29 protein-coding genes, 1 tRNA gene, 1 other RNA gene and 1 pseudogene are annotated in these 26,517 nt (G+C 38.7%); 11 read left to right on the top strand and 21 right to left on the bottom strand.

Annotated features, from left to right (window positions below; translation table 11 throughout):
- Positions 1-86: 86 nt before the first annotated feature.
- Genes ACFQ38_RS02340 through ACFQ38_RS02320 form a run of 5 tightly spaced genes read right to left on the bottom strand, consistent with a single transcriptional unit; the run spans position 87 to position 1,997 of the window.
- The gene (locus tag ACFQ38_RS02340) at positions 87-1,022 is read right to left on the bottom strand and encodes a hypothetical protein (RefSeq protein ID WP_381479684.1); all 936 of its coding nucleotides are present in this window, start codon (positions 1,020-1,022) and stop codon (positions 87-89) included.
- Between the two features lie 14 nt (positions 1,023-1,036).
- A complete protein-coding gene (locus tag ACFQ38_RS02335; protein ID WP_381479683.1) occupies positions 1,037-1,225 on the bottom strand; it encodes a hypothetical protein in 189 nt (62 codons plus the stop codon).
- Complete coding sequence (locus ACFQ38_RS02330; protein ID WP_381479682.1) at positions 1,218-1,397, bottom strand: hypothetical protein; 180 nt, start codon at positions 1,395-1,397, stop codon at positions 1,218-1,220. The genes ACFQ38_RS02335 and ACFQ38_RS02330 overlap by 8 nt, the downstream gene beginning before the upstream one ends.
- Before the next feature lies 1 nt (position 1,398).
- Positions 1,399-1,725: a DUF771 domain-containing protein gene (locus tag ACFQ38_RS02325; protein WP_381479681.1), complete on the bottom strand. Its 327-nt coding sequence runs from the start codon at positions 1,723-1,725 to the stop codon at positions 1,399-1,401.
- A 29-nt stretch (positions 1,726-1,754) separates the two neighbouring features.
- Positions 1,755-1,997 (bottom strand): helix-turn-helix domain-containing protein, encoded by a 243-nt coding sequence (locus ACFQ38_RS02320; protein WP_381479680.1) that lies wholly within the window; start codon positions 1,995-1,997, stop codon positions 1,755-1,757.
- A gap of 183 nt (positions 1,998-2,180) precedes the next feature.
- On the opposite strand from ACFQ38_RS02320, the gene ACFQ38_RS02315 reads away from it, so the two are divergent.
- The 3 genes from ACFQ38_RS02315 to ACFQ38_RS02305 are packed head-to-tail and all read left to right on the top strand — an operon-like array spanning position 2,181 to position 4,125.
- Positions 2,181-2,507, top strand: a complete 327-nt coding sequence (locus ACFQ38_RS02315; RefSeq protein WP_381479679.1) for a helix-turn-helix domain-containing protein — start codon at positions 2,181-2,183, stop codon at positions 2,505-2,507.
- 10 nt (positions 2,508-2,517) lie between these two features.
- Positions 2,518-2,982, top strand: coding sequence for an ImmA/IrrE family metallo-endopeptidase (locus ACFQ38_RS02310; protein ID WP_381479678.1), 465 nt, complete (start codon positions 2,518-2,520; stop codon positions 2,980-2,982).
- 30 nt (positions 2,983-3,012) lie between these two features.
- Positions 3,013-4,125, top strand: coding sequence for a site-specific integrase (locus ACFQ38_RS02305; protein ID WP_381479677.1), 1,113 nt, complete (start codon positions 3,013-3,015; stop codon positions 4,123-4,125).
- 147 nt (positions 4,126-4,272) lie between these two features.
- On the opposite strand, the gene ACFQ38_RS02300 is transcribed toward ACFQ38_RS02305, so the two are convergent.
- A tRNA-Arg gene (locus ACFQ38_RS02300) sits at positions 4,273-4,345 on the bottom strand.
- Positions 4,346-4,505: 160 nt separating this feature from the next.
- Here ACFQ38_RS02300 and ACFQ38_RS02295 point away from each other — a divergent pair.
- Both ACFQ38_RS02295 and ACFQ38_RS02290 read left to right on the top strand, forming a co-directional pair.
- Positions 4,506-5,354, top strand: a complete 849-nt coding sequence (locus ACFQ38_RS02295) for an MBL fold metallo-hydrolase (RefSeq protein ID WP_381479676.1) — start codon at positions 4,506-4,508, stop codon at positions 5,352-5,354.
- 21 nt (positions 5,355-5,375) lie between these two features.
- Positions 5,376-5,546 carry a hypothetical protein gene (locus ACFQ38_RS02290; protein WP_336824834.1) on the top strand — a complete coding sequence of 57 codons (171 nt, stop codon included), beginning with the start codon at positions 5,376-5,378 and terminating at the stop codon, positions 5,544-5,546.
- Between the two features lie 49 nt (positions 5,547-5,595).
- On the opposite strand, the gene ACFQ38_RS02285 is transcribed toward ACFQ38_RS02290, so the two are convergent.
- From ACFQ38_RS02285 to fdhF, 4 genes are all read right to left on the bottom strand, one after another.
- Positions 5,596-6,285, bottom strand: a complete 690-nt coding sequence (locus ACFQ38_RS02285; RefSeq protein WP_336824833.1) for an MOSC domain-containing protein — start codon at positions 6,283-6,285, stop codon at positions 5,596-5,598.
- A 59-nt stretch (positions 6,286-6,344) separates the two neighbouring features.
- Positions 6,345-6,983 (bottom strand): YIP1 family protein, encoded by a 639-nt coding sequence (locus ACFQ38_RS02280; protein WP_381479675.1) that lies wholly within the window; start codon positions 6,981-6,983, stop codon positions 6,345-6,347.
- Positions 6,984-7,150: 167 nt separating this feature from the next.
- Positions 7,151-7,633 (bottom strand): DUF1641 domain-containing protein, encoded by a 483-nt coding sequence (locus ACFQ38_RS02275; RefSeq protein WP_336824831.1) that lies wholly within the window; start codon positions 7,631-7,633, stop codon positions 7,151-7,153.
- Positions 7,634-7,637: 4 nt separating this feature from the next.
- Positions 7,638-10,574: a formate dehydrogenase subunit alpha gene (gene fdhF / locus ACFQ38_RS02270; RefSeq protein WP_381479674.1), complete on the bottom strand. Its 2,937-nt coding sequence runs from the start codon at positions 10,572-10,574 to the stop codon at positions 7,638-7,640.
- A gap of 244 nt (positions 10,575-10,818) precedes the next feature.
- Here fdhF and fdhD point away from each other — a divergent pair, with 244 nt between their 5' ends.
- Entirely contained in the window at positions 10,819-11,607 is a 789-nt protein-coding gene (fdhD, locus tag ACFQ38_RS02265) for a formate dehydrogenase accessory sulfurtransferase FdhD (RefSeq protein ID WP_336824829.1), read from the top strand.
- A gap of 89 nt (positions 11,608-11,696) precedes the next feature.
- Here fdhD and ACFQ38_RS02260 read toward each other — a convergent pair whose 3' ends face one another.
- The 5 genes from ACFQ38_RS02260 to ACFQ38_RS02240 form a co-directional block, all read right to left on the bottom strand.
- The gene (locus tag ACFQ38_RS02260; RefSeq protein WP_336824828.1) at positions 11,697-12,629 is read right to left on the bottom strand and encodes an ABC transporter ATP-binding protein; all 933 of its coding nucleotides are present in this window, start codon (positions 12,627-12,629) and stop codon (positions 11,697-11,699) included.
- The gene (locus ACFQ38_RS02255; RefSeq protein ID WP_336824827.1) at positions 12,629-13,693 is read right to left on the bottom strand and encodes an ABC transporter ATP-binding protein; all 1,065 of its coding nucleotides are present in this window, start codon (positions 13,691-13,693) and stop codon (positions 12,629-12,631) included. The genes ACFQ38_RS02260 and ACFQ38_RS02255 overlap by 1 nt, the downstream gene beginning before the upstream one ends.
- A gap of 15 nt (positions 13,694-13,708) precedes the next feature.
- Positions 13,709-14,731, bottom strand: coding sequence for an oligopeptide ABC transporter permease (opp3C, locus tag ACFQ38_RS02250; RefSeq protein WP_336824826.1), 1,023 nt, complete (start codon positions 14,729-14,731; stop codon positions 13,709-13,711).
- Positions 14,731-15,663, bottom strand: coding sequence for an oligopeptide ABC transporter permease (gene opp3b / locus ACFQ38_RS02245; protein ID WP_381479673.1), 933 nt, complete (start codon positions 15,661-15,663; stop codon positions 14,731-14,733). The genes opp3C and opp3b overlap by 1 nt, the downstream gene beginning before the upstream one ends.
- 168 nt (positions 15,664-15,831) lie before the next feature.
- Positions 15,832-17,556 (bottom strand): peptide ABC transporter substrate-binding protein, encoded by a 1,725-nt coding sequence (locus tag ACFQ38_RS02240; RefSeq protein WP_336824824.1) that lies wholly within the window; start codon positions 17,554-17,556, stop codon positions 15,832-15,834.
- A gap of 257 nt (positions 17,557-17,813) precedes the next feature.
- Here ACFQ38_RS02240 and ACFQ38_RS02235 point away from each other — a divergent pair, with 257 nt between their 5' ends.
- From ACFQ38_RS02235 to ACFQ38_RS02225, 3 genes are all read left to right on the top strand, one after another.
- On the top strand, positions 17,814-18,158 hold the full coding sequence (locus ACFQ38_RS02235) for a DUF3899 domain-containing protein (RefSeq protein WP_336824823.1): 345 nt from the start codon (positions 17,814-17,816) through the stop codon (positions 18,156-18,158).
- Between the two features lie 136 nt (positions 18,159-18,294).
- On the top strand, positions 18,295-18,768 hold the full coding sequence (locus ACFQ38_RS02230; protein ID WP_336824822.1) for a DUF948 domain-containing protein: 474 nt from the start codon (positions 18,295-18,297) through the stop codon (positions 18,766-18,768).
- A gap of 14 nt (positions 18,769-18,782) precedes the next feature.
- Entirely contained in the window at positions 18,783-19,220 is a 438-nt protein-coding gene (locus ACFQ38_RS02225) for a DUF948 domain-containing protein (protein WP_336824821.1), read from the top strand.
- Between the two features lie 139 nt (positions 19,221-19,359).
- Here the strand turns inward: ACFQ38_RS02225 and ACFQ38_RS02220 are convergent, their stop codons facing one another.
- From ACFQ38_RS02220 to cax, 3 genes and pseudogenes are all read right to left on the bottom strand, one after another.
- A complete protein-coding gene (locus ACFQ38_RS02220; RefSeq protein WP_336824820.1) occupies positions 19,360-19,914 on the bottom strand; it encodes a DUF948 domain-containing protein in 555 nt (184 codons plus the stop codon).
- Positions 19,915-19,918: 4 nt separating this feature from the next.
- On the bottom strand, positions 19,919-20,344 hold the full coding sequence (locus tag ACFQ38_RS02215) for a DUF948 domain-containing protein (RefSeq protein WP_381479672.1): 426 nt from the start codon (positions 20,342-20,344) through the stop codon (positions 19,919-19,921).
- Positions 20,345-20,414: 70 nt separating this feature from the next.
- Positions 20,415-21,457 (bottom strand): annotated as a pseudogene (cax, locus tag ACFQ38_RS02210) (calcium/proton exchanger).
- A 241-nt stretch (positions 21,458-21,698) separates the two neighbouring features.
- Between cax and ssrS the strand changes: the two are divergent.
- Positions 21,699-21,891: non-coding RNA, 6S RNA (gene ssrS / locus ACFQ38_RS02205), on the top strand.
- Between the two features lie 348 nt (positions 21,892-22,239).
- Here the strand turns inward: ssrS and ACFQ38_RS02200 are convergent.
- The gene (locus ACFQ38_RS02200) at positions 22,240-22,740 is read right to left on the bottom strand and encodes a hypothetical protein (protein ID WP_336824817.1); all 501 of its coding nucleotides are present in this window, start codon (positions 22,738-22,740) and stop codon (positions 22,240-22,242) included.
- A gap of 868 nt (positions 22,741-23,608) precedes the next feature.
- Here ACFQ38_RS02200 and ACFQ38_RS02195 point away from each other — a divergent pair.
- The gene (locus ACFQ38_RS02195; protein WP_381479671.1) at positions 23,609-24,091 is read left to right on the top strand and encodes a DinB family protein; all 483 of its coding nucleotides are present in this window, start codon (positions 23,609-23,611) and stop codon (positions 24,089-24,091) included.
- Between the two features lie 315 nt (positions 24,092-24,406).
- Here the strand turns inward: ACFQ38_RS02195 and ACFQ38_RS02190 are convergent, their stop codons facing one another.
- Positions 24,407-25,198: a DUF6612 family protein gene (locus tag ACFQ38_RS02190; protein WP_381479670.1), complete on the bottom strand. Its 792-nt coding sequence runs from the start codon at positions 25,196-25,198 to the stop codon at positions 24,407-24,409.
- Between the two features lie 102 nt (positions 25,199-25,300).
- Positions 25,301-26,425 (bottom strand): o-succinylbenzoate synthase, encoded by a 1,125-nt coding sequence (menC, locus tag ACFQ38_RS02185; RefSeq protein WP_381479669.1) that lies wholly within the window; start codon positions 26,423-26,425, stop codon positions 25,301-25,303.
- Positions 26,426-26,517 lie beyond the last annotated feature (92 nt).

Below are 26,517 nucleotides of genomic sequence, written 5' to 3'. Positions count from 1 at the left end.
ATCGACCATTAGGATGTCACCGTCTGCTTCATCAAGGATTGCATCTATCTTATTTAGCAATGCTGCTATTTCGTTAAGGCTTATCATTAGGATGCCTCCTCGTATTGGGCGTTTGTGTCATCGATGATATCGCCAATCTGATCTAATCTAATCCAATCGCCAGCACCGTCATCAAAACAACCTTCATAATGAAATGAATCATTGAGGAGTTTTGTCGTTAAAGTGAAGACCTTGTTAACGTTGTAATACTCATCGGGATCTTCTTCATTTCCGTAAACCTTCATGCCCGATACTGGCTCTGTCGGCTGCGCTGCCTGCAAAAACTCTTGCGGAATATCAATCTCTAATGCTCTTGCTAGGGCGATAGCTTTTCCGATGTCAGCGTTGAATACTTCACCCGGCATGCATTTGGCGATACCTTTAGAAAGAATATTTTTCGTATTAAATTCTTTCACCAATGCTACAATCGTTCTTTTCTCTTCATTCACTACAAAATCCACTTTTGCAAATTTATTACCATACAAAACTTCATTTTTTCCTGCTAAAAAAATTGTCCGTTGATGCTTTTCAAACTCCTTTTCCACAAACTCCCTCGCCCGCTTTATCAATTCGGCGCGTTGTTGGTTTGCTGTTAGTGGAATCTCTGGTTCTGGAAGCATGTCCACGTAGCCGACCACTTCAAATACTTCAACGTTGTCAGGTGTTCGATTGTGATGTTTGTTAAATACGTTGTAATTATTATTACCAATTGTCATCGTGCGTTTAACTGGCCCGTAAATCACGCCGTCTTTGAGTCTTGAATTACATTTTGTGTTGTGGAATCTTACATAAACGTCCGGTGACACTTTGCGATTAACCTTACAAAGCACCAAGCCTTCATGCTCAACTGTTTCTTGTGCGACTTCCACACTTGCTGATGTGGAGGACTTCCCCGCTTCAAATCCCGCTTGATAAGCTTCCACAACTGACATTTGCAACAACTTGCCTTTCATTTCTTCGCTCAAGACCTTGAGTGTTTTCATTCCAATTCCTCCTTTTAGTTGTACACTCCAACATCACCGCGCCATCTATTGCCGATTGGCAACAAACGATTGATAGCCCGACTCAACTTGCCTGTCCAATTGATTGCCGGTCTGACTAACAAAGGGACTTCGTAAACTTCTGCTTCGATCCAGAAGTAAACTCCAAGGTGACTGTAGCGAGTTGTAATTCTCCGTTTAAGCATTTCTTTTCATCCTCCTTTCACGTTCGGCAATGAAATGAATTGTATGCTGATGCATTTGCGGCCTCTGTACATCCGACTCCCGTTTAATTGACATCCAGTACACTGTAAGTCCACAAGTGAGTAACATTGCTGTTGGGATGCCAAAGACTGCGATTAGGCCCCATTCGGTCATGCTATTTCCTCCCTCCAAATATTAAGTGAAAGTTTTCATCAAGGAATCGTGCCATTTCAATTGCTAAGAAACTCCATTTCTCACCCGACTTTTTCGGATAATACACAAACCCACCTTGCTCGACATCTAATATTTTTTTGAAATGTGGAGGATAAAGTATGTTTTCCTTGATCCATTCAAACTTTTTGCCAGTTCTCTCCTCCACATCTTTCATGGTCCAATAAACGCCGGACAATTTTTGCTTGCGTAAGTCTTCCAGTTCTACTTTAGAGACCACTACATGATCCGCTGGAATCGGAATAGAGAGATTGACATTGAGTTGTTGCATATAATTCCTCTCCCGTGCATATTATTTTTTTAAATCGCTGTTGTGTCCCGTTTTTGGAACGACATTGTTAAAAAAAAATCATCAGCAGATATTCCCAACGTCTCACAAATCAATTTAACTTCATCTATTGTAAACACGCTGCCCGATCGATTGATTTTTTGTGAGAAGCTTACCTCACTCATACCAATGCGTTCTGCAAGTTCCTTTTGTTTAATACCGTTTTCAGCAAGGTAACCCTTCAATTTATAAAATGGTTTTTTTCCTTTAGACATAATGCTCACCTCCTTGTCCCGTTTTTGGAACGTTGGTAAGTCTTATATTACACTACCAAAATTAAAAGTCAACAAATAGTTTCACTTTCGGGACAAGAACTTAATTATTGTTGTATTTTTGGAACAGATAAGTTAAACTAAAATTAAGATATTAAATGAAACTAATTTTCAGGGGGAATAAAAATGGCTACTTTTGCGGACAAGATAAAAAAACTTAGAAACGATAAAAAGTTGTCAATGGAACAACTTGCCGTTGAATTTGCAAAACGCTATGATTCAAAAATTAGTAAAAGCTCGATTAGTCGATGGGAGAATGGACAATCCAAACCAGATATAGACGATGTATCAATTTACGCAGATTACTTTAATGTTTCGTTGGACTGGTTATTAAACATTAAACCCAACAATGAAATCGAGACAGTTGCAGCTCATATCGATGATGATTTAACCGAAGAAGAAATGGAGGATATTAAACGATACATCGAATTCATCAAGTCACAACGTAAATGAGGTGGATCATATGAGATACGAAGCACTGATGTTACAATACCCACAATTAACGATCAAAGAAGTAACATTACCTAAAGGATTAGCAGGTGTAAATTTTGGAAATGAAATTCATTTAGACAAACGTAGATGCAGATACGAAAAGCATGGGATATTGGCCGAAGAAATTGGACATTATGAAACCACATATGGAGACATTACAAATATCAATGATATAAGGAATTGGAAATTAGAATTAGTTGCAAGAAGATGGGGGTATGAAAAAGTAGTGTCCATAGATAAATTAATAGAGTGCCATGAATTGGGCCACAGAACAATTGATGAAGTATGCACGTATTTAGAAGTTACGCCTAAGTATTTAAAAACATCGATAGAACATTATTCTTCTCGTTATGGCATTTCTATTATTCACAAAGGATATGAGGTTTTTTTTGATCCATTGTATATTCGAAGAGCTAAAAAATTTTACTCAAAATAGGGAACGTAAGTTCTGAAAGGAGCAGTTTTAATGGCATCTTTCCAACAAAGAGGTAAGACATGGCAATACACTATTAGCCGTTACACAAACGGGAAATATGATCCTATTCGTAAAGGGGGATTCCGAACAAAAGGAGAAGCTAAAAAAGCAGCAGATATCATTGAGGGTGAATTAGCACGAGGTGTGTCTCCTGTTATATCAAAAGATGTATTCGCTGACTACTTTGAGCAATGGGTAAAAGACACAAAAACACCAAGAGCAAAGCCTACTTATAAACGTTATATGGACAGCGTTAATACTGTACGCGAATTCTTTAAACAAGAAAAGATGCAAGACATTAAAAAAAGACAATATCAACTTTTTTTAAATGAATATGGCGAAACTCATGCATACGCAACTATTAGGAAACTAAATTCCCATGTTAGAGCGTGCGTTAAAGATGCAATTGATGAAGAGAGAATTAGATCAGATTTCACTCGGGGAGTAGAATTCAACAGCAAAGTTATTTCAAAAACATCTGAAGAACGCCATCTGAATTATGAAGAAAGTATTGAATTAATTGCAGAGTTAAAAAGAAGATTGAATAGAAGTTTGGGATATTATTTATTATTACTCGCTGCAGTAAGTGGTCTTCGTTTTGGCGAATTATGTGGTTTAAAACGCTCAGATTTTGATTTTAGGAACAGTATTATTAAAGTAAGACAGGCTTGGGACTATAAAGAAGGAACAGGGTTTGCACCGCTTAAAACCACTAAATCTGCAAGGGATGTTAAAATTGATGAAGTAACAATGGGCTTATTTAAAGAACTTTTTAAAACCCTACCAACAAATATATACGGTACTGTCTTTTACAACCCGAAGTCTCAAAACAAGACATTGACTAATGAAGCTACCAACAAGTTACTTAAAAAAACATTGGAAAGTTTAAATATCGAACCAATATCAATTCATGGATTACGTCATACTCATATTTCAGTTTTATTGTATAAAGGTGTTTCGGTGCAATTCGTCTCTGAACGGGCAGGTCACACTGATATAGAAACTACCCTTAAACATTATTCGCATGTACTAAAAGAAATGAGGAAAGAGGAAGAAGAAAAATCAGTACAAATTATGAGGGATATTCAATCAATTGCTTTGTAAAATGTGTAGCGTTTGTGTAGTAACCAATCTTTTTTATACGTTTTCTATCGCCCTCTTCAAGAAATCGAAAAAGCCTCACAAACACATGGCTACAACGTTTGCAAGGCTTTTATAGTTTTTATAAAATCCTTAATATTACCCTCATAACGTCCCAGGCAGGAATCGAACCTGCGACCCACAGCTTAGGAGGCTGTTGCTCTATCCCCTGAGCTACTGAGACAATAAATAAAGTACTTTTCCATTATAATGAACCTCCGCTTGAAGAGCAATACCTTTGTTTCATTGAACAAGTATAATCTTCCATATCGAACACATAGTAAAGTGAACACATTTTAAATAATGGGTATAGGGAAAGAAATACGGTTTTGGAGGAGATATTAATGGAAAACAGTTCTTCAACTGAAAGATTCCAGCCTGTCACATCGGTTGGGAGCGGTATCGGGATCGAAGTGACTCCTGATCTTTATTGTTACACGATTCAAATCGTGAATGTTATTTTTTATGGTATAGCAGGTGAAGGCAATGACTGGGTTTTGATTGATGCTGGAATGCCTACATCTGGAGGAAAAATCAAGGAAGAAGCAGAAAAAAGATTCGGTAAAAACAATCCACCGAAAGCCATCATATTGACCCATGGACATTTTGATCATATAGGCGGCATTATTGAACTTTTAGAAGTATGGGATGTACCTGTCTATGCTCATGAATTGGAATTGCCATACTTAACAGGAAAGAAGAATTATCCAGAGCCAGATACGACTGTAGAAGGTGGTATGGTTTCCAAAATGTCATTCGCGTTTCCACATGAGAGTATTGACATTTCTGAATACATTCAGCCGCTGCCTATCGATCACACCGTACCATTCATGCCGAATTGGAAATGGATTCATACACCTGGACATTCTGAAGGCCATGTTTCCCTATTCCGCAACGAGGACCACGCACTCATCGCAGGGGATGCTTTTGTGACCGTAAAGCAAGAAAGCCTATACAAAGTATTTACGCAAGAAAAGGAAATTAGCGGCCCACCTCGTTATTTAACCCCTGACTGGGAAGCTTCTGAGTCCTCTGTCAACATATTAGAAGCGATGGATCCAGCTGTCGCGATAACCGGACATGGCGTTCCTGTATCCGGAGAATGGTTAAAAGAAAATTTAACGGAACTAAAAAATAATTTCAAGTCGATCGCAGTTCCAGATTACGGTAAGTTCGTTAAGGACGATCAATGATAGGAACAGGAGGGCTCTTCAATGGATGAAGTGGAAAAAAGGATTACGAAGCGCAATGAAATCCGGAAAGTGAATAAAAGGTACGAAGAAACAGCACATGAGTTTTACGAGCTTTCTCATTATAAAAAAGCGATGATATTAGCGTATCAAAAATCGCAGGAAATCCATCAGCAAAATGAAGAGAAACAGTAATAAAAAGGGATATTCAGGTTTAACCATAGCCTGAACATCCCTTTTTGTTTTATTCAGTTCCGTATAACCTCTTTCGACTATCTGACTGTATTCCTGACAGTCGCTTCCTTAATGTATTTTTCCAATTTACGGATAAGTATTCACATTCCGCAAGTGCAGCTGCTTGTTGAAGATCATCCTTGCGTTTATGCATCAGTTCATTGCATTCCGCAATCGTCCAATGTGCCGCAGGCCGATCCAAAACAATTAATTGTTGTCCTTTCTCTATAGTCCCTTCTTGTAACACTCGGAAATACCACCCCGTCCTCCCCGAGTCCTGAATCATTAACGATAGATCTTTCTTTTGAAAGCGGCGAGCTGGTTTCCAACAAGGTTGTCTAGGCTGAGAGACTTGTATAATGGCTTCTCCAATTTTAAACGTATCCCCTATTGCCACACAATCTTCTGTCATATTAACAGTTGAAAAATTCTCGCCCATACCACCTGGGCCCATCTCTTTCATTTGAAAGAATTGATAATGTTCATGGGGATAACAAAATATCGCTTTTTCTGGACCTCCATGATTTTTCAAGTCCGCTTGACCGTCGCCATCCAAATTATTTTTTCCGACAAAAATTGGACGATCCCACTCTTCTTTGAAAATACCGCTCTTCCATTCTTTCCGCTTCTGGTTTACTTCATCAATCTCTACAATTGTTTTCGGTTTACCGATAAATATCTTTTGAATAAAAAATTCCAATATAGTCCCCATCCATTTCAAAATCCGGATTGCACTATTCACAATCCGGATTGTACATTTTAAATAAGCATTACACTAAATACAACAATTAAAGTTATTGTCATTATAATGATCACGGGAATAAGAACTGTTAACAATCCCTTCCACGCTGAAAAACGATGAGCCTCCGCGACAGCAAAAACATTTGCGATAAACGCCCAAACTCCAATCGCTACATTTAATAGTAAGGAAAGAAATAACCATGCATACTGCAAAGAAGAAAAATAAAATTGATCTGTAAATACATCTTTCCCTAAAATAATCAAATCAGGAATCCATACAAGCCCACCCCACACTAAAATAATGCTTGAAATTCCAAAGGCCATTCGGAGTTCTGCGTAGGTTCCTTTCCCGCCAAACATTCGTCCGACTAAATAATTCAGCCCGGATCCAATGAGCCAACCAATTAATCCGATAATTGGCCCACCGATGATGGACATAACAATTATGGCAACTACAGGTAAACTTTCACCTAAGCTTTTGGCTGATGATTGATCCAACAACTGAATGATTCCTGCAATCGAAACTAATATCATCGCCAACCCCAAGTTTTTATGCTCGATTGCGTAGCGAACCGTTTTTCTTGGTTGATACCAAATCGACAGCCATATATTCATTTTTTCAGGCTCCCGCTCAACTTGTTCCATTATTTCCTGCATTTCACTTTCATCCTCTCATTATGTACATAGGAAATTTATTTCCTATGTAACATACGGGATGCGAGGCAGATAGTTTCCCATAGTTCTATTTTTAACTCAAACGGATGAAGGATATTCCATAAAATACCATTGCTATCAAAGTGATTAGGGATAAAGTTCCATAGTCTTTAATTCCTATTTAGCTCTTTTCCCATTCCTTTCAAAAAATCCATTCCGTATTTCACCGCTTGATTTACTTCTGGATCATTAAGTGCAGTCATTACTTGGAGAATGCTAACACGGTCATCATTGCCACGATACAATTCTGCTTCCTCAATCCCATTTTTCATTGCTTTAGTTAATTTTTCTGTCGCAGCTGGATCGATCGATGATAAAGTTGCCACCGCATTCAACAAATGGTTCATCAAATTTGTCACTGGCTCTCGAGATGCTTGTGTGACAGCAATTTTCGCAAGCTTTTCTCTCGCTTTTATCATTGCCGTCACTGCATCTAAAACGCCTGCATCATTTAGCTCGGAAGCAATCTCGATCATTTTTTGCAATGAATCTTGCTGTTCGGCAATTAATGATTGTAATTCTTCAATTTTCTTTTGCTGTAGTTCAGTTTCCGATAATTTTTTTCGATGAATAGACGTAATTGGCGAAGCCATCAGATCACCCTTTCTCCACTGTATCAGTCAGGCTTACATAGTCTTCCCTTGCCCATTTCCGTTCTACTTCAACGCCATTTTGCGGATAGCGCTTTTTGTTGCGTGGGTTGGAAGCTGGCAATGGGTTTTCCCCATCCTTCCGAAGTACTTCCATGCGCACTTTTGTTTGCTTGAAAGCAGGTGTATTTGTACGCTGATCAACCGCTGTTCCAGTAAGAAAATTAATAGCTGATTCCTTCTTTACTGAATTCATCGGTAAAAATAATTCATTGCCTTTTACTCGATCGGTCACTAATACTGGAAGTCGCAATGCGCCATGAGGAGAGACGAGACGCACAATCGACCCGCTAATTACTCCGCGTTCTTTCGCAAGCTCTGGTGATACTTCGACAAAAATTTCGGGAACTTTCTTTTGTATGCCGTCTGATTTATTTGTTAGGTTTCCTTCATGAAAATGCTCTAACAATCGGCCATTGTTAATATGCAAATCGTATTCCTTGGGATACGCTACTGGCTCAACCCAGTCAGATAAAGCAAATCTCGCTTTGCCATCCGGGAAGTTGAATCCATTTTCATAGAGCAATGGTGTACTTTTACCTGTCAAACTTCCCCAGAAGAAGCTACCGTAGCCTTCCAATTGCTTATAATCAGCTTTGCTAAACAATGGAGAAAGGCTTGCCATTTCCGCAAAAATTTCACTTGGGTGTGCATAATTCCAATCAGCTCCCAATCGTCGAGCGATTTCCTGAATAATCCACCAATCTGCTTTTGCTTCACCTAATTCGGGAAGTGCCTGAAAGAGCCTTTGCACTCTCCGCTCTGTATTCGTAAACGTTCCCTCTTTCTCCAATGAAGGAACAGCAGGCAAAATGACGTCCGCATAGCGAGCTGTCCTTGAAAAAAAGATGTCTTGAACGACCAAAAAATCTAACTTGCTTAACAGATCGTGAACGTGATTCGAATTAGAATCGACTAACGCCATATCTTCCCCGACGATATACATTCCTTTCATCGTTCCTTCATCAACCGCTTGCAACATTTGAATATTATCCATACCAGGCTTACCGTCAATTGTCACACCGTATGCCCGCTCAAATTTTCCCCTTGCTGCATCATCCGTCACATGCTGATAGCCCGGCAGCCAACCAGGCAGCGTACCCATATCGCATGCCCCTTGGACATTATTATGGCCGCGTAGAGGATATGCTCCTGCACCTGGTCTCCGATAATTTCCTGTTGCTAATAATAAGTTGGAAATAGCGGCTGAAGTGTCCGATCCACCCGTATTTTGAGTGACGCCCATCCCCCAAAGAATGCATGTTCCATCAGCGTCTCGAATCATTTCAGCAACATTAATAAGCTGTTCTTTCGGGATGCCTGTTATATGTTCTGCAAAACTAAGTGTATACGTTTTCAATACTTCTTTGAATTCTTCAAAATGAAGAACGTTTTCGCGAATAAACGATTCATCATGCCAACCGGAATCAATTAAATATTTTGTAACCGCCATTAACCAAACTTGGTCGGTACCTTGCTTCGGACTAATAAAAATATCTGCTCGCTCTGCCATCTCATGCTTTCTCAAATCTGCAACGACTAATTTTTGACCATGTAGCTTATGAGCTCGCTTTACTCGAGTCGCAAGAACAGGGTGACCTTCTGCAGGATTCGCGCCGACAATTATTACGAGGCCAGCTTGTGCAATATCTTTAATCGTTCCCGCATCTCCGCCCATGCCGACCGTCCTAAACAATCCATCCGTCGCTGGCGATTGGCAGTAGCGGGAACAATTATCGACATTGTTCGTTTCAAACACTTGCCTAGACAATTTCTGCATTAAATAATTTTCTTCATTTGTAATCTTTGATGAAGAAATAAAACCAACACTATCTTTACCATGCTTCTTATGCAGCTTGCCTAAATTATTTGCTACAAGGTCCAACGCTTCTTCCCATGTCGCCTCTTCAAAAGCATCCCCTTTCCGAATGAGTGGCGTTGTCAATCGTTGATCGCTATTTACAAAATCCCAGCCGAATTTCCCTTTTACACAAGTCGATATTGCATTGACAGGAGCCTCTGATACAGGCTGGATTTTAAGAATTTTCCGATCTTTTGTCCATACTTCAAAAGAACATCCTACACCGCAAAATGTGCAGACGGTTTTCGTTTTCTTCGTTCTTGTATCTCGCATTGCCGCCTCTGCATCCGAAATTGCCATTATGCCGCTATAGCCTGGTTCTACTTCCTTAACCAAATCGATCATGGGTGACAAAATTTCATCTTTCATATTCGTCATGAAACCCGCTTCGCCTAACATCGATTTTTCCATAAGCGCATTACAAGGACATACGGTTACACAATGACCGCAACTTACACAAGACGAGTCATTGATTTTCGCACCACCATCCCATAAAACAATTGGCCGATCCCTTTCCCAATCAATGCTTAACGTTTCATTTACTTGCAAGTTTTGACAAACCTCAACACATTGGCCGCAAGCGATGCATTGATTTGGGTCATAGCGGTAAAATGGATTCGTCAAATCAACAGCATCTTTTGAACACTTCGGCTCATAAGGATATTTCTGCTCTTCAATCCCCATCATGTCAACTGTGTTATGTATTTTACAGTTCCCGTTATTATTATCACACACTGTACAATAGAGCAGATGATTTTCCAAAATCCGATCCATCGCTTCCGTTTGCGCTTCCTTAGCACGGAAAGATGCCGTATGAACTTGCATGCCATTTTCCGCTTTCGTCGAGCAGGCACGCATCAGTTTCCCATTCACTTCTACAATGCATGTGTCACACGTCTCAATCGGATCGACTTCCGGCAAATAACAAATTTGAGGATGTTCAACCTGTTGATCATTCATCACTTGCAAAATCGTCATCCCTTCAATGAAAGGATAAGTTGCGCCATTAATACGGATGGTCATGCAATCCCTCCCCTTCTATTCAAAAAACACAATAAAAAACTGCCATTCGGCAAGTAGAATTGCATTTTGAAGTCGTCCGGCTACATGTTTTTCTACATTGCCATCATTGTATTATTTACAATTTGATAGGATTGATAAAAATCTGTTCATCTATTACATCCTTATTCGTAGTATAGTAGATACATACTGATTACTCAATGTTTTTATGAAATATTGAAAATGATGAAAGAGGGCGAATCGATGAATGTACCCTATTCATAACCGAACGATTTATAAATATAAGCATGGGAAAATGGTTGAACAAATAGATGTCGTAGCAGATGAGCACCCCATTACAATCCGTATTAACGGCAAGGAATTTATGACGATTGTATGCACTCCGGAGCACATTGAAGAAATGGTCATCGGCTTTTTAGCTTCGGAAGGTGTCATCCCTAAATATGAGTCGATCAAAGAAATTTCACTGCAAGAGGACTTAGGAGTTATTCATATTTCAACAGATCAATATTTCCCGTACTATGAAAAAATGTTGAACAAAAGATATATTGCTTCATGCTGCGGCATGAGCAGGCAAGGATTCGTTTTTGCTCATGATGCGTTAACTGCAAAAACGATGACAGAGATCAATGTCAAACTAAATCCAGACCAATGCTTTTCGCTTATGAAGCAATTGGATGAGTCCGCAAAAATGTTTCAAGAAACTGGTGGAGTCCATAATGCAGCTCTCTGTACCCCTGAACAAATTATTTTGTCTCGAACGGATATCGGAAGACATAATGCGCTCGATAAAATTTACGGACATTGCTTAAAGCATTCAATTGCTGTTTCCGATAAAATCATTGTGTTTAGCGGAAGAATTTCATCGGAAATCTTGTTAAAGGTTTCAAAAATTGGCTGCGAAATCGTACTGTCCAAATCAGCCCCTACTGAATTAGCGCTAAAATTAGCGGAACAGTTAGGCATTACGACTGTAGGATTTATACGAGGGAATTCATTTAATGTATATACACATCCCCATCGTCTTACTACTTAACACTAAAATTCGAACGAAGAAACATCCGTAATACAGGGCATAATAAAACCGCCTTACACATCTAAATAGATGTCAAAAGGCGGTTTTCATTATTGTATTGAATTTTTCATTTCTGCAAATTCTTTATCGGAACAGAGGACAAAATGACCTGGTGTCACTTCCCGGAATGATAATTTTTCGTCAGCTGCGTAATTATGGTCTGCTGGATTATACGGTTTCCGTACACGAGATCTTTCATATCTCGGGTCCGGAAGAGGGATTGCCGATAAAAGAGATTTTGTATACGGGTGTAGCGGGTTCTTATATAAATCCTCCGCGGGCGCCAATTCAACAAGCTTCCCAAAATACATAACGCCGATCCGATCAGAAATATATTTTACCATCGACAAGTCATGTGCGATGAATAAATATGTTAGCCCTTTTTCTTTTTGCAGTTCTTTCAATAAGTTGACAACTTGCGCTTGAATGGATACATCCAACGCTGAAATCGGCTCATCTGCAATGATAAATTCAGGATTGACCGCTAACGCTCGTGCAATACCAATACGTTGGCGCTGACCACCAGAGAATTCATGCGGATACCGATCTGCATGCTCTGGGTTTAAACCAACTGTTTCAAGGAGATCAACAACTTTTTCCTTGCGCTCTTGCTGTGTTTTGGCAAGACCGTGTATATCTAACCCTTCCGCAATAATATCTAACACTTTCATACGAGGGTTCAATGATGCATATGGATCTTGGAAAATCATTTGCATCCGCTGATTCAGAGATTTCATTTCTTGAGAAGACTTTTTACCGTGGACACTAACGCCATCATATAAAACTTCGCCGTCTGTCGCATCATACAGGCGGATGATCGTACGTCCTGTAGTCGATTTACCACAACCGGATTCACCAACTAAACCAAATGTTTCCCCTCGATAAATGTCAAAACTAATATCATCGATCGCTCGAACTTCTGAAGGCTTTCCTTCATTGAAGTATTGCTTCAAATTTTTAACTTCTAATAATTTTTCAGCCATCACGCCTCACCCCCTGTCGCTTTTTCATAATATTTGCTTCCTGGAAATGTTTTCATCCGTTCAATGATCGCTAATGGCGGCTCTACTTGCGGTGCGTTCGGATGAAGAAGCCAAGTGGCTGCATAATGTGTATCGCTCACTTTGAACATTGGTGGTGATTCTTCTAAATCAATTTGAAGTGCATACTCACTACGCAATGCGAATGCATCCCCTTTTGGAGGATTCAATAGATCTGGAGGAGTACCAGGGATTGCATATAGCTTCTCTTCTTCCAAATCCATAGAAGGCATTGAGCTTAATAGTCCCCAAGTATATGGATGCTGAGGATTGTAGAAAATTTCATCTACTGTTCCTACCTCTACAATTTTACCGCCATACATAACTGCAACACGATCGGCAACATTCGCCACTACTCCCAAATCATGCGTGATAAAAATAATGGACGTATCTACTTTATTTTGAATATCCTTCATCAATTCAAGAATTTGAGCTTGAATTGTAACGTCCAAAGCGGTTGTCGGCTCATCGGCAATTAGGATTTTTGGATTACATGCAAGTGCAATTGCAATAACGATACGTTGACGCTGACCGCCAGAAAATTGGTGAGGATACATTTTAAATCGTTTTTCCGGGTTCGGTATGCCAACCATTCGCAATAAATCAATAGCAACTTCCTTTGCCTTCGCTTTACTTACTTTTTGGTGTTTTAAAATCGGCTCAATAATTTGCTTACCAATTGTCATCGTTGGATTCAACGAAGTCATCGGATCTTGGAAAATCATCGAAATGTCTTTCCCACGAATTTTTTGCATTTCACGATCCGTTAATTTTGTTAAATCTTTTCCATTAAATAAAATCTGTCCGTTCTTAAATTCTGAGCTTGATTCAGGAAGGAGGCGCATAATCGCTTTTGTCGTAACCGATTTTCCGGATCCGGATTCACCAACGATAGCGAGCGTCTCCCCTCTAATTAAATCAAAATTCACACCTCGGATTGCTTTCACTTCACCGGCAAATGTATGGAAGGAAAGCTCTAAGTCATTCACTTGCAATATTTTTTCCATGTCGCTTTCCCCCTATCAATCTTTCATCTTTGGATCAAACGCGTCGCGCAGTCCGTCACCGATTAAGTTGAATGCAATCATCAAAATACTAATTACTAAAGCTGGGAACATTAAGAAATACGGTTGGTGTTCCATAACTTTATAACCATCATTAATCAACGTACCTAATGAAGCAGCAGGTGGTTGAAGACCTAATCCGATGAAGCTTAAGAATGCTTCAAAGAATATCGCGCTCGGAATCGTGAACATCGTATTAATGATGATAATTCCCATAATATTCGGCAATAAATGCTTACCGATAATCCTCTTGTCACTTGCACCTAACGTACGCGAAGCTAATACGAATTCCTGACCTCTATATTTCAGTATTTGAGCACGCACGATACGTGACATGCCGATCCAACCGGTCAAGGAAATCGCGATGATGATGGCGGTTAACCCCGGTTCCATAATTAAAAGCATCAAGATGACAATAATCAGTGTTGGAATTCCAATTAAAATTTCGACAATACGTTGCATAACATCGTCTACACGTCCACCAAAATATCCTGATATGCCTCCATATAGGACTCCGATAACCACGTCAATCGCCGCAGCTACAAATGCAATTAATAAGGAAATTTGCGTTCCTTCCCAAAGGCGGGTAAACAGGTCGCGACCAAGTCCGTCAGTACCGAACCAGTAATATTCATCTACTTTTTTCACTTCATATAAGTTGACTGTTTCTCCACCTAATTTACCTGTTCCATCAAATATCCCTAACTTTTCAAGCCCAGGGATTTTTGGAGGCAAGTTCGCGTGACGCAAAATTTGCTCATCACCGTCATGACCATTTAAATGTGGACCTACCAAAGCCATAATAATCATAAGGACCAATACAACCATACTGATTATAGCCGCTTTGTTTTTTCGAAGTCTGAGCCAAGCATCTTGCCAAAAGCTTAAACTCGGCTTGGAAATGCGTTCGGCATTGCTACTATCGACTGTAATGCGCTCGAATTTTTCCGGCGGCAATTGTTGAAGTTCTTCTTTTCGCATTAGCCTTTACCTCCAGACAAACGAATTCGCGGATCAATAATTCCGTATAATAGGTCTACAATGAAGATGATCAGAATCAACAATGCAGAAAAGAATAGTGTCGTACCCATAATCGTAGCAAAGTCATTCGTCATAATAGAGGATACGAACTGCTCTCCAATTCCCGGAATTGCAAAGATCTGTTCTACAACAAGGGAACCAGTAACAATACCGGCTGCTTGCGGCCCTAATACTGTAATAAGAGGAATTAGCGCATTACGAAAAGCATGTTTGAATGCTATTTCAAAACCGCTTGCACCTTTTGCCTTTGCCAGCGTTATATAATCAGAACTTAATACTTCAATCATTTCTGTACGGATAAAACGGGCAGATAAAGCAAGTGGTCCCATTGCTAAGGCTAACGAAGGAAGTATACTTGATTTCCATCCATCATCCCAAAGACCTACAGGCAATAAGTGCCATTGAGAAGCGACCCAATATTGCAATAATGACGCAAACACAAAGGACGGTATCGAAACACCTAATATTGCTATAAATGTACTTCCATAATCCCATATTGTATTTTGCCTTAAGGCGGCGAGCATACCTAACAGAATTCCTACAATCGTTCCAAACACCATCGCCTGTGCACCTAATATGAAAGAAGGTTTCACCCTTGATGCTAATAGGTCATTCACGCTCTTCCCTTTGAAAACAAAGGAAGTTCCCAAATCCCCTTTTGCTAAGTTTTTCATATAAATGGCGTATTGAACCGGTTTCGGTTTGTCAATGCCATATTTCTTTTCGACGATCGCTCGTTGAGTTTCGTTCAGTTTGTTATAAGAAGCGATCGGTGAACCTGGCAGCGTCTGCATTAAGAAAAACGTTGCAGTCGCAATTAAGAACATCGTTAGGAACATATAGGCGAGCCGTTTTCCAATATACTTAACCACATTGCACCTCCAAAATACGATCGTTTGATTTATGTCAAATTGATAATTATCAATTTCTTTTCAAAATGTAAACACTTACAAACTTTCGCTTAATTCCCTTTTACTAAAAAGAGAGTATATGGGCTTTGTATATCCATATACTCTCTATCTATTTAACTAATAGGTAACTTACTCTTTACCTGAGATGTATGCCCATTTATAGCTGTAGTCAGCTCCGAATGGGTGAACAGCAAGACCTTTGAAATAAGGCTTGTGAAGCTGGATCAACCCGCGTTGGTAGATAGGTGCGATTGCAGCATCTTCTTCCAATAGGATTTTTTCAGCTTTTGCGAATGCTTCGTAACGAGCTGCAGGATCTAAAGCAAGCTCATTTTTAGTTGATTCGATCAAGGCATCATATTCAGGGTTTGAATATGACATTAAGTTGTTCGTTCCGTCAGTCACGAAAAGATCCATGAATGAAATAGGGTCTTGGAAGTCAGGGCCCCAACCGGAAACTTGGATGTCGTAGTCTTGATTTCCATCAAGCTCTAAACGTACAGCGAATGGAACTTCTTTCAACTTGATTGTCAAACCTTCAAGATTTCCTTCAAGTTGTGATTTGAAATATTCGTCCATTTTTTTAGATAATTCAGTGTCCCCGCCAAGGATTTCAAGCTCCAATTCAGTTACACCTAACTCTTCTAAACCTTTTTGCCAGTATTCTTTCGCTTCTTCAGCGTCGTATACTAAGTGCTCCCCGCTAATTTCACGGAAGTCAGTTCCGTTTTCATCGTATGCGAAATCTTTTGGTACAAGGAAGTTCGCAGGCTCGGAACCGTTTGCAAGAACTACTTCAGCTAAGTCATTTTTTTCGAAAGCCTTTGCAATTGCCTTACGGATGTTAACGTTTGCAAGTGGAGTTTTTTCTCCATTTCTTTCTTGGTTAAACTTGAAATAGAAAACAGATGTTTCAGGCTGATGTACTGCTTCTTCATGTGAAGCATATTGAAGAGCCAAGTCGCCTGATACTCCGGCACGGTCTTTCTTGCCGTCATTGTAAAGTTTTACAGCTGTTGCAGAGTCTTTAACAACGTCTACGTTGATTGTGTCAAGTTTAACGTTTTCTGCATCCCAATAATGTTCGTTTTTCTTGTAAACCCAGCTATCGCCTGTGCCGTCCCACTCAGTTAGGATGAATGGCCCGTTATATAACAGGTTATCCGAGTTTGTAGCGTACGCATCGCCTTTTTCAGTTACGAATTCTTCCTTTTGTGGATAGAATGTTCCGAAAGACATAAGCGATAAGAAGTATGGAACAGGACGTTCCAGTGTTACGACTAATGTTTTGTCGTCTTCAGCAACAACGCCTAATTCCGACTTGTCCATTTTCTCTTCACTGATCGCAGTTGCATTTTTGATAACTCCAGACATCATGAACGGACCATATGGTGAACCAGTAGCTGGATCAATTGCACGTTGCCATGCAAATACGAAATCATGTGCTGTAACTTCTGATCCATCAGACCATTTTGCGTCACGTAGTTTGAAAGTGTAAGTTAAACCATCTTCACTTACTTCCGCTTCTTCTGCCGCCATTGCCGGTTCAGCAACGTTGTCAAGATTTAGGCGGTACAAACCTTCATTTACGTTGTTAAGTACGTTGAAACCAACTGCATCTTCCACGATTGCGGAGTCAACTGAAGGAATCGCTGCACTTTCGATCAAGTTAAGTACTTGTTCTGCATCCGGTTCGCCGGATTCTTCTTCTTTACTTTGTTCAGTTGCTTGGTCGTCACCTTTATCAGCAGGTTTTTCCGTGCCTTCTTCTTTCTCTTTGTTTCCACAAGCGGCAAGGAATACGCTGAGCACTAATGACATTGCCAAAAGCAACAGCAAATTTCTTTTCTTCAAATCATAGACCTCCTTTTGAATTGTCTGAAGAATTATCACTTTTTATTATACATTCAAAACATATGAAGTCAAACTATTTTTTTAGTTTTTTTCGTTAATCACATAATAATAAAAGTTTTCAAGGTATCGTAAAAACAGTCAGTTTCACATAAGAACATTGATTAATCAATAGATGATTGCGCTAACTAATAAATTCAACTATTATTGTCATTACATAATTCATCTGTTAAAAACTAAAAGGCAAGGAGGGGAAAATTATGAAAAAACTGATCTATAACATTATTATAAATCAATTATTAATTGTTGCACTTATTTTTCTTATCACAAAAAATCTCACTCTATTAGAATATATTAATTACTCATTTTACTTCGGAGTATTCTATTTATTCATTGGCGGGGCCATTTTAATAGTGCGTTCTGGATTTTTCGATTTTTTCACGAACAGTATGAAAAAGGTTCTTTCAGCAGACAATGTCAAAAAAGAGATCGTTAATATGCGACCTCCTTCTGAAGCAGTTTCTGTGAAGCCTAATTTTTTCTTCATATCAGGTTTACCAATTATGTTCTTTATGATTGTAGCTCTTCTTTTTTATTCCATTTAATGCAGAGTATTTATGTTTTGACTAAAGTAAGGCAATATGGAAGGATATAAAATGGAGACTGATTGCCGGTTTATAGGACGGCTAATAGTGGTACAAAATAGATAAATGAAAATGCAAGCAGATTGGAGTGGACGAAATGGAAATCCTTCTATATGTGAGTGCCGCTATCGCAGCAATTTCCATTGCGCTTATTGCCATTTATTTTGTTATGACGATGAAGAGCGCGAAAGTAGCGATGAACGAAATCTCAACTACGGTTAAACGGATGGAATCCAAACTATCAAACATCACTGATCAATCGGAGCAGTTGATGGACAAGACAAATCGGATTGCGGACAATGTAGAAAACAAAATCAATTCATTGGAAGGTATTTCACAATCGGCAAATAATATTCATGCATCCGCTCACCATTTACATAAATCGTTTGAAGGAATTGCCAACAACATTGCAAAACCTGATCCAAAAACAAAGGATTTAATGGAGAAGTTGAATGCACTAACCGAAACCGCAACAAGCATTTATTTCAAATTTAAGAGAGAAAAACAGAAGCATGATATTGTTGCTGAAACACAAGCTCAGCTCCCACCACCTTCAAAAATCAAAAAGTAAAGAGGTGAACGAATATGGATTGGCTTGGGATTGGAGTCATAATTATTGGCATCGCATTTGCCATTTTAGTAGGAGTATTAATAAAACCGATCAATAAACTTGCTGGTGTATTGGAAGGCATAAAAAAAACGACCGATGAATTACCAAATACACTAACGGAAATAACAAAACAAACGACAGAAATTATGCAAACGAGTAATTCAACATTAAAAAATGTAAATGAGCAAGTTCATGAGTTAACTCCCTTCTTCCATGTCATCGGCGATACAGGCGAAGCAACCCGGAAGATAACAAAGTCCGCACTTGAAAAAGCTAATTTATTGCAAACGGCTTCAACAGAAGCATCCGATTTTACAAAACGTGAAAAATATGAAGGACTGTTCGGTATCCTTTCTTTCCTATACTTCATCAATGAACGAAGGAATGATTTGAAGGCCAAAACGAAGAAATAAAACAAGACGATCTGCGATTATTATAGAGTCGTTGATCGTCTTTTTTTAAAAACAAAGTAAATTGTATAGATGCACTTAAAACCATTGATCGACCAAAAAATGCCTGCAAAATGAATAATTACATTTTGCAGGCATTTTATCATTCCTTATCTTTTATCAAATACTTGCCTTCTCTTGCAGACTGTTTTGCTTCGGCCTTCATTCGTTCAATATCAAAAGCACGCTGCTTCCCGGTTGCATATAATTTTGCAGGACGTACAATTTTCCCGCTTTCCTTAAGCTCTTTCCTTTTATTAGCTGCATAATATCCTAAAGCGACCGTTCCATAAATGCCGCCCAATCGTTTCGATTTTGTTTCGGGATCTACGGCTACTGTTTTATTTTTTAAAGTAGATGATAAATCATTGATGGAAGAGGCAATCTTTCGAGTTGACTCTCCTACATCCCCCGCAATATGAAAGAAAGGTGTTAGTGTACTAATTTTTTCATTCACATCAGAGAGTGTTTCGTTCGAATTCTTTATTAAATTCTCTGTCTCAAGTAACACATCATCAATCTGATCAGGCAATTTTTCAATTGTTTCGCTGACCCCTTTTAAAATGCCAGCAGTATTGTTTAACACTTTTGCAATATAAATGGATAAAATAATAAATGCGATTCCGATTAGCAATACGCCGATTCCAGTTAAACTCATAGCCTCATCCCTCTTTTCCTACAGTTCTTCCGCGCTTCCATGATTGATAGAGACTTATCGCAAATTCTGAAGCTTGAATAATTCGAATAAAAGGCCTCGTTCCAGCCAATCGACTATCTTCATTATAGTCGGAAGTCATTTTCACAATAGCACCGGATGCTTTTTGTGCAGCTTGGCCAAGTTCTTCAGTTGTTTGGAAAACACTATTTAATGCATCTAACTTTAGCTCAACATCTTTTGCCGTTCCATTAGATTCAATAAGCATTTGCTCTAACTCATATAATGTGTGGTCAAATTTACTCTCCATCCGGCCAGTCGTTTTGCCAATCAATTCAATATTTTGCGCCATATTTTTTAGTAACTTTGATAAATAGATCGCAAAAATGGCAAATGCAATGGCCATTAAGAAAACACCAATATGTACAAACATATGCGCAACACTCCTTCCTATCCACTATACCACGCATTGACCATTTTCAACCAATCTTGACAATTGAAATCTATAAAAGGAAGAACCCTATTCCAATAATTAAATAAGCGGCTAATAACGTAAGCCCTTCAAACCAATTCGATTCACCATCGTTGCATAAATTGATGACTAAGAATGTAGCTGTCACCATCGCAACCAACTCAGGTATCGTAAAAACAAGCGGCATCGATTGCGGCATAAACAATGAAGCCAAGACTAAAATGGGCGCGACAAACATCGCGACTTGCAATGTCGATCCTACCGAAATCTCAACAGCGACATCCATCCGATTTTTCATCGCCATCGTAATTGCTGAAAAATGCTCCGCAGCATTGCCGACGATCGCAACAACGATCACCCCGATAAACAGCTCCGACCAACCAAATTGATCACCCAACGTTTCGAATGTGTGAACCAATCGTTCTGAAACAAACGCTACTGCAACAGTCGATAGTAGCAAAATGACAATCGCTTTCCCTCTCGACCATTCAGCTTGTTCCTTTTCTTCCGATTCTTTTTCCTGATCATTTGATGAAAAAACACCTCGGTGCGTCACCAACTTAAAAAACAACCCAGCTAAATAGAGCGCTATTAATAAAATGGAAACCCCGATACTAAGTGTAATCGTCTGCTTTTCATCCATGGACATTGAAAATATTTCCGGGATGACGAATGCAACAATAACCGCAAAGATGAGTAAGCCTGAATTATACCTTGCATCATGAATGCTAAAGTTTTGTCTTTTATATTTAATGCCGCCCAAGAAAAATGAAAAACCTAAAACTAATAGTAAGTTCCCTAAAACAGAACCTGTTAAGGATGCCAAAACTATGCCAATCAAGCCCGCTTTCAATGTGAAAAAGGAAATGATCAGCTCAACTGCATTCCCAAACGTAGCATTTAATAATCCGCCAACTCTTGGTCCGCTGACGATTGCAATACTTTCAGTCGCCCTTCCGATAAAACTGGAAAGTGCAATAATTGCCACAGCACATAATAAAAACATTGGAATGTCTGACCGATTAAAATTAAGGGCAGACCAATCACCAACATCAATAGAAAAATCCGATTCATCGTTTCACCGCTTTCCAACTTCGCTTACTATGATCCTTTCCCTTATTGTGAAATTGAAAACAGCTTGCGGAAAATGTTTTCGTATGAAAGTTTGCTCTCTATTGCTTTATCGGTTCAAAATATTTAGTGATCTGTGGAAATCCAATGCTTATTTTTTAATTACTTAAAAGGTCATATGAAATCAACTTCATTTGGAAATCATTTTCATTGAAATGACAACCGGAGTCATGTATTATAATGACATAAGCTGCATTGTACGTATTCACATTAAGTTTTAACCTTTAAGCTGTAAAAGGGAGTTTTATATAGGAACTGGAATGGTATGCCCGATTCACATCAATCGGGACGGACAGGAACGTTTCTGCGAACACCCACTTTGAGGAGTGGTGGTTTAAAACTTTCTATGATTACAATACGGCAAAGGCGGCTTTTCTAAAGCTTATAATACCAACGTTTATATATGATCACCTTCCTTTTTGGGAGGGTGATTTTTTTTGTGCAAAAATACTGTCGTTGTAAAGCTGTTGTAAAATTTCTTGGAAAATCTTTATGAATCACTCTTTATACAATTAGTGATGAATCCAGAAATATAAGAGAGCTAAGGAAGTTATCCGAGCACTTGAATTCTCCTCACCCTATAACTTACAGCTTTTCTTGAGTATGTAGCAAGCGTCCTCATCCACAATGGACAGGCGATTTTTCAGATATTCAAGTACATCCAAAGTGTCTTTTCGATAAATATAACTTTATATGCAAAACCAATTTTGTTCAATGTAAGTTAATCATCTTATCGAATTTGCGATTTGAACAAGGGTTTCTTTTGAATTTGAACCAAAACTATTTTTATCAAGTATTAAAATATATTCAAACGAATCTAACTCGAACATTAATGCATCTGCATTATCTCTATCAAGATAAAGTGCTTTCTCTCCATTCTTCAATGATACAGTTTCTTGTGGAGACTTAACGTTAGGTCTATCATATTTTTCTGTAACTCTGATAGAATAATGAGTATGCCCTGTATTTTCATTAAGGTATTTGAGCGTTAGTTGAGATATTCCATCCTTTCTGAAAGAACCAAAAGAATGAGTATAAGCTGTCGCAGGAAGCCGTACAGGCAAATTTATATCTCTTCCAAAGTGTTTTTCAGCTTCTTTTATAGCTTTATTTACTTCTGTAAACTCTCCACCTTTCAAATAAAGGTCTTCTAAACTTTCCTGAGCATAAGAATTCTCCAAATAAACGAAAAGAAATGTGCTTAAAATAAGTACTGCTCGCTTCATTTTATTCTCCCTCCTCTATTTATAAGTATGGTTTGCAATTGTGATGGAGTTATTACAAAAATGTAGTTGTCCAATTGACTTAAAGCGCTTGCGTAGATCCATGGACAATGCTGGCAAAGGTGCAGAAGGCGTAGCCCGTCAACAGGAATAGTTCAATAATTCTCTTGGAGACGGGCTTTCTATTGTCAAAATTTCGCTACCGGGCTATTAGCAGCTATAGGGCTTATAAGCTTTTTAATGCATCGAAAAATGTGTTGTCGGATATGGTTACCCGTGGGATTGACTTTCACACCTTTACACAGTGGGCGGAAAAAGCTTTTTTACAGTTATTTTAGGAGATGCCGAGAAAGCGAAACAATATATGGATGACATGTATGCCTTGTGTAGGTTGGGTGAATTGAGGTCCCAATGTCTTCCTTCGATTATGCAGCTTCCTGTCTAATATGTAAGGAAAAAACCACTTCAAATAATGAAAAAATCGATATCCAAAGGGCATATCCCAATGCAAAATTATTCGTCCAAAAAATTTTGATTTTTAAATACTATAACCCTACCTACGCTCGCAGAATCTCCATGCGAATCCCTAATAAGCGACGAATATTTACCTATATTATGTAATTCCATTATTTCAATGGCTTGATTGCCAAATATAGATTTTGGTATGATGTAATTCATATATTGTTGAATTTTCCCTCAAATTAAAAAACATCTTTTATTCTAACATGAAAAAACAGTCTATAATGTTGGTTCAGAAATTAATTGAGCTCCAATTGAAGTGACAAAACCAACTTCATATTAATAGAGGGATTTTTGTAGTAGCCATACAGAATAGAGCTTGATATTGTACCAATTTCAGGAGGGAGATCAAATGTATTTAAAAACACCAGAAGACCAAAAGCTAATTGAATCATACAAAAGTGCACCGAGCGAACTTATGCAAGCAATTGCAGGCTTAAATGAGTCTGACTTGAATCAGACAAGAGCACCAGGTACATGGTCAATAAGGGAAATTGTACATCACATCGTAGACTGTGATATGAATTATGTTCAGATTAACCGATACGCCTTAGCGGATACAGGTAAAACCTATTTTTTTAATGAGTTTAATGGAGATAGTTGGAACTTCAAGATGGACTATAAAAACCGTTCCATTGAATCAGAATTAAAGCTTTTCACGATGATGAGGGAATATATCGCATATTTATGTATCATTTTAAATGATTCACTGGACAGGGTACTTGTACATGAGCACGGAAAGGCTACCGTACGAGATGCTCTTCGGCATGATACTCAACATGTTTTACATCATATCGAGCAAATCCTTGAAACCCGTAGAATAAACAACATTTAATCGTTTTTGGGATGAGTTACAAAAGGTAAATGAATTGGGAAAGACAAAATGAAGGGAACTATTGTTCAGTTATGTGCTAAATTATTTATTAGTTCCATAGTTACTTGTGATTTTCACCCGCCTACAGAACCCGTTTGATTGGGGTCTTGTGGCTTGTAGATCATATGTAGGAATGAATCGATTTTCCTTCTTGGATTTTCATTCCTAATTATCGCCTCATATTGAATCCCTTTTTTGATTACGCAAGGTAGTGATAACTTATAAAGTTGAAAAACAGCACCTCCATAAGGAAAGATGCTGTTTTTTTTGATTGATTCATTTCGAAGCAATTTCCTGCACTTCTTTCGGAATTGCAAAATCCTTAATGTCATTAAAATAACTGTATGTCGCATTCATTTTTTGTCGGGAGCGGTATGAATTCCCGTCAGCGAAATGGCGGACATCTGATGACATTTTGAAGCTCGTTACGTATGAAGTGCTTTTATTAAATGTAATGACAAGCTCCATTTTATCGACAATCCTAAAACCATCGTTTACTGGCCCTGCATCTGGAAAGACTTTTTTAAACTCTTTGAATCCATTTCGGTCTAAAGTCAGTTTCAGTGCATAACCATATTCGATCGGTTCCAATATGAAATCATCTTTAAATGGTTCAAATTTGGATAAATCAAGCGTAGGATAGACAGCGTTAACAAAGCTCCCGTATTGTTCTTCAATCGTACCGACTTGTTGCCACTCCGCATCGTCCGCTTTTTTAACGATATTCTTGCCGCTTATATTATAAAGGTTTTCTTCATACTTTTTTATGCCTCGTGGAGCAACCGTAGCAGTATGTTTCACTTTTTCAGGATCCAAGTATGCGTCAACTTGCAAGTCGTAAACGACGCCTGCTTTTTCGGGATTTTCAATATCACCGTTATAAACGGTTACTGCATAATCATCAAAATTGATATGGGCATGAACCGATTTTAGCGAGGTCTCTGTCGCTTCATTGGATTTTGCCATTAATTTTTCAGCCGTTAGCTTGTCCTGTGCCTCACTCGAATTACAAGCAGATAGTAAAAGCGCAAGCGAACCCGCCATTACGGCACCGAATATTTTTTTCACAAAAAACTCCCTCTCTTAAAACATACCTTCATTTTACGGTAAAAATCGTTCTTCTTCAATCCATTGGACGGAAATGTCTACGGAAAAGTTCCAAATGATGCCTCAGCTTATAAAATCATTTCGGTTAAACTGCCAAATGCCTGTCGTAAATTTCTCGACCATTTCAATATTCGGTTCGTAGCCAATGCCAAATGCAGTTGGCACTGATATATAACCATCTTCCACTACTACTTCCGGTTGAATAATATCTTGATCCCAATAACGGGAAGATCCAGCAGTATCTCCAGGAAGAATGAAATTCGGAAGCGTCGTCAACGCAATATTATGCGCACGCCCGACTCCTGCTTCAAGCATGCCGCCGCACCAGACTGGAATGCCATGTTCAAAGCAAATATCATGGATCTTTTTCGCTTCCGTCAGTCCACCTACTCTGCCTATTTTAATATTGATGACGCCTGCACTTCCTATTTCAATCGCTTTTCTTGCATCTTCCAATGATGTGATGCTTTCATCTAAGCAGATTGGCGTTTGAATCATTTTTTGCAATTTTGCATGATCGATAATATCGTCATGTGCCAATGGTTGTTCAATCATTAATAGGTCGAGAGAATCCAGCTGTTTCAGCTTCTCCGCATCAGCAAGCGAATAAGAGGAGTTAGCATCTGCCATAAGGGGAACATCTGGAAATGCTTTGCGCAATTGCTTCAACACTTCAATATCTGCATCCGGTTTAATTTTCACTTTTATCCGTTTGTATCCTTCATCTATATATTTTTGGACGATGCTGATTAAATCGGACAAGCTCCCTTGAATGCCTATGCTTATACCAACTTCGATACGTTTTCGCTTGCCGCCCAAAGCTTCTGCCAAAGTCATGCGATTGCGCTTTGCATAGGCGTCCCAAATCGCACCTTCAACTGCAGCTTTCGCCATATTATTTCTTCGAATTGGCGAAAACCGCTCGCTCACATCATCCGGATGCTCAATATGGCAATTAAATAGTATAGGTACCAAAAAATCTTTTATTATATGAAAGTTCGTGTCAACGGTTTCTTCTGTATACCACGGTGCGTCAAATGCGACGGATTCACCCCATCCTCTATTTCCTAATTCATCGATTGCTTCTAATAATAAAAAATGTTTATCGATCATTGTGCCAAAGCTTGTCGTAAAAGGAGTTTTCATTCGCATTTTCATTCTGCGCACAATTATTTTTTCAATCTGCATATATGCTCTCCCCCTGCAATTCAATCCATATTTATTATACACTTATATCAATGATGGAACATACTCAACTGCAAAGGCAAATATGGTAAAAT

The organism is Sporosarcina contaminans (assembly GCF_042679045.1).
Classification (GTDB): domain Bacteria; phylum Bacillota; class Bacilli; order Bacillales_A; family Planococcaceae; genus Sporosarcina; species Sporosarcina contaminans.
This window is presented reverse-complemented; position numbering and strand designations above follow the sequence as displayed.

Excerpts from the sequence above, each read along its gene's own strand:
- ACFQ38_RS02340 (WP_381479684.1), bottom strand. The coding sequence starts at position 1,022 with ATGAAAACACTCAAGGTCTTGAGCGAAGAAATGAAAGGCAAGTTGTTG.
- ACFQ38_RS02330 (WP_381479682.1), bottom strand. The coding sequence starts at position 1,397 with ATGACCGAATGGGGCCTAATCGCAGTCTTTGGCATCCCAACAGCAATG.
- menC (WP_381479669.1), bottom strand. The coding sequence starts at position 26,425 with ATGCAGATTGAAAAAATAATTGTGCGCAGAATGAAAATGCGAATGAAA.
- ACFQ38_RS02320 (WP_381479680.1), bottom strand. The coding sequence starts at position 1,997 with ATGTCTAAAGGAAAAAAACCATTTTATAAATTGAAGGGTTACCTTGCT.
- ACFQ38_RS02220 (WP_336824820.1), bottom strand. The coding sequence starts at position 19,914 with ATGAGTTTAACTGGAATCGGCGTATTGCTAATCGGAATCGCATTTATT.
- ACFQ38_RS02215 (WP_381479672.1), bottom strand. The coding sequence starts at position 20,344 with ATGTTTGTACATATTGGTGTTTTCTTAATGGCCATTGCATTTGCCATT.
- fdhD (WP_336824829.1), top strand. The coding sequence starts at position 10,819 with ATGTACCCTATTCATAACCGAACGATTTATAAATATAAGCATGGGAAA.
- ACFQ38_RS02195 (WP_381479671.1), top strand. The coding sequence starts at position 23,609 with ATGTATTTAAAAACACCAGAAGACCAAAAGCTAATTGAATCATACAAA.
- ACFQ38_RS02335 (WP_381479683.1), bottom strand. The coding sequence starts at position 1,225 with ATGCTTAAACGGAGAATTACAACTCGCTACAGTCACCTTGGAGTTTAC.
- ACFQ38_RS02280 (WP_381479675.1), bottom strand. The coding sequence starts at position 6,983 with ATGCAGGAAATAATGGAACAAGTTGAGCGGGAGCCTGAAAAAATGAAT.
- ACFQ38_RS02305 (WP_381479677.1), top strand. The coding sequence starts at position 3,013 with ATGGCATCTTTCCAACAAAGAGGTAAGACATGGCAATACACTATTAGC.
- ACFQ38_RS02260 (WP_336824828.1), bottom strand. The coding sequence starts at position 12,629 with ATGGCTGAAAAATTATTAGAAGTTAAAAATTTGAAGCAATACTTCAAT.
- ACFQ38_RS02200 (WP_336824817.1), bottom strand. The coding sequence starts at position 22,740 with ATGAAGCGAGCAGTACTTATTTTAAGCACATTTCTTTTCGTTTATTTG.
- ACFQ38_RS02255 (WP_336824827.1), bottom strand. The coding sequence starts at position 13,693 with ATGGAAAAAATATTGCAAGTGAATGACTTAGAGCTTTCCTTCCATACA.
- ACFQ38_RS02310 (WP_381479678.1), top strand. The coding sequence starts at position 2,518 with ATGAGATACGAAGCACTGATGTTACAATACCCACAATTAACGATCAAA.
- ACFQ38_RS02225 (WP_336824821.1), top strand. The coding sequence starts at position 18,783 with ATGGATTGGCTTGGGATTGGAGTCATAATTATTGGCATCGCATTTGCC.
- ACFQ38_RS02295 (WP_381479676.1), top strand. The coding sequence starts at position 4,506 with ATGGAAAACAGTTCTTCAACTGAAAGATTCCAGCCTGTCACATCGGTT.
- ACFQ38_RS02325 (WP_381479681.1), bottom strand. The coding sequence starts at position 1,725 with ATGCAACAACTCAATGTCAATCTCTCTATTCCGATTCCAGCGGATCAT.
- fdhF (WP_381479674.1), bottom strand. The coding sequence starts at position 10,574 with ATGACCATCCGTATTAATGGCGCAACTTATCCTTTCATTGAAGGGATG.
- ACFQ38_RS02290 (WP_336824834.1), top strand. The coding sequence starts at position 5,376 with ATGGATGAAGTGGAAAAAAGGATTACGAAGCGCAATGAAATCCGGAAA.
- ACFQ38_RS02315 (WP_381479679.1), top strand. The coding sequence starts at position 2,181 with ATGGCTACTTTTGCGGACAAGATAAAAAAACTTAGAAACGATAAAAAG.
- ACFQ38_RS02235 (WP_336824823.1), top strand. The coding sequence starts at position 17,814 with ATGAAAAAACTGATCTATAACATTATTATAAATCAATTATTAATTGTT.
- opp3C (WP_336824826.1), bottom strand. The coding sequence starts at position 14,731 with ATGCGAAAAGAAGAACTTCAACAATTGCCGCCGGAAAAATTCGAGCGC.
- ACFQ38_RS02230 (WP_336824822.1), top strand. The coding sequence starts at position 18,295 with ATGGAAATCCTTCTATATGTGAGTGCCGCTATCGCAGCAATTTCCATT.
- ACFQ38_RS02275 (WP_336824831.1), bottom strand. The coding sequence starts at position 7,633 with ATGGCTTCGCCAATTACGTCTATTCATCGAAAAAAATTATCGGAAACT.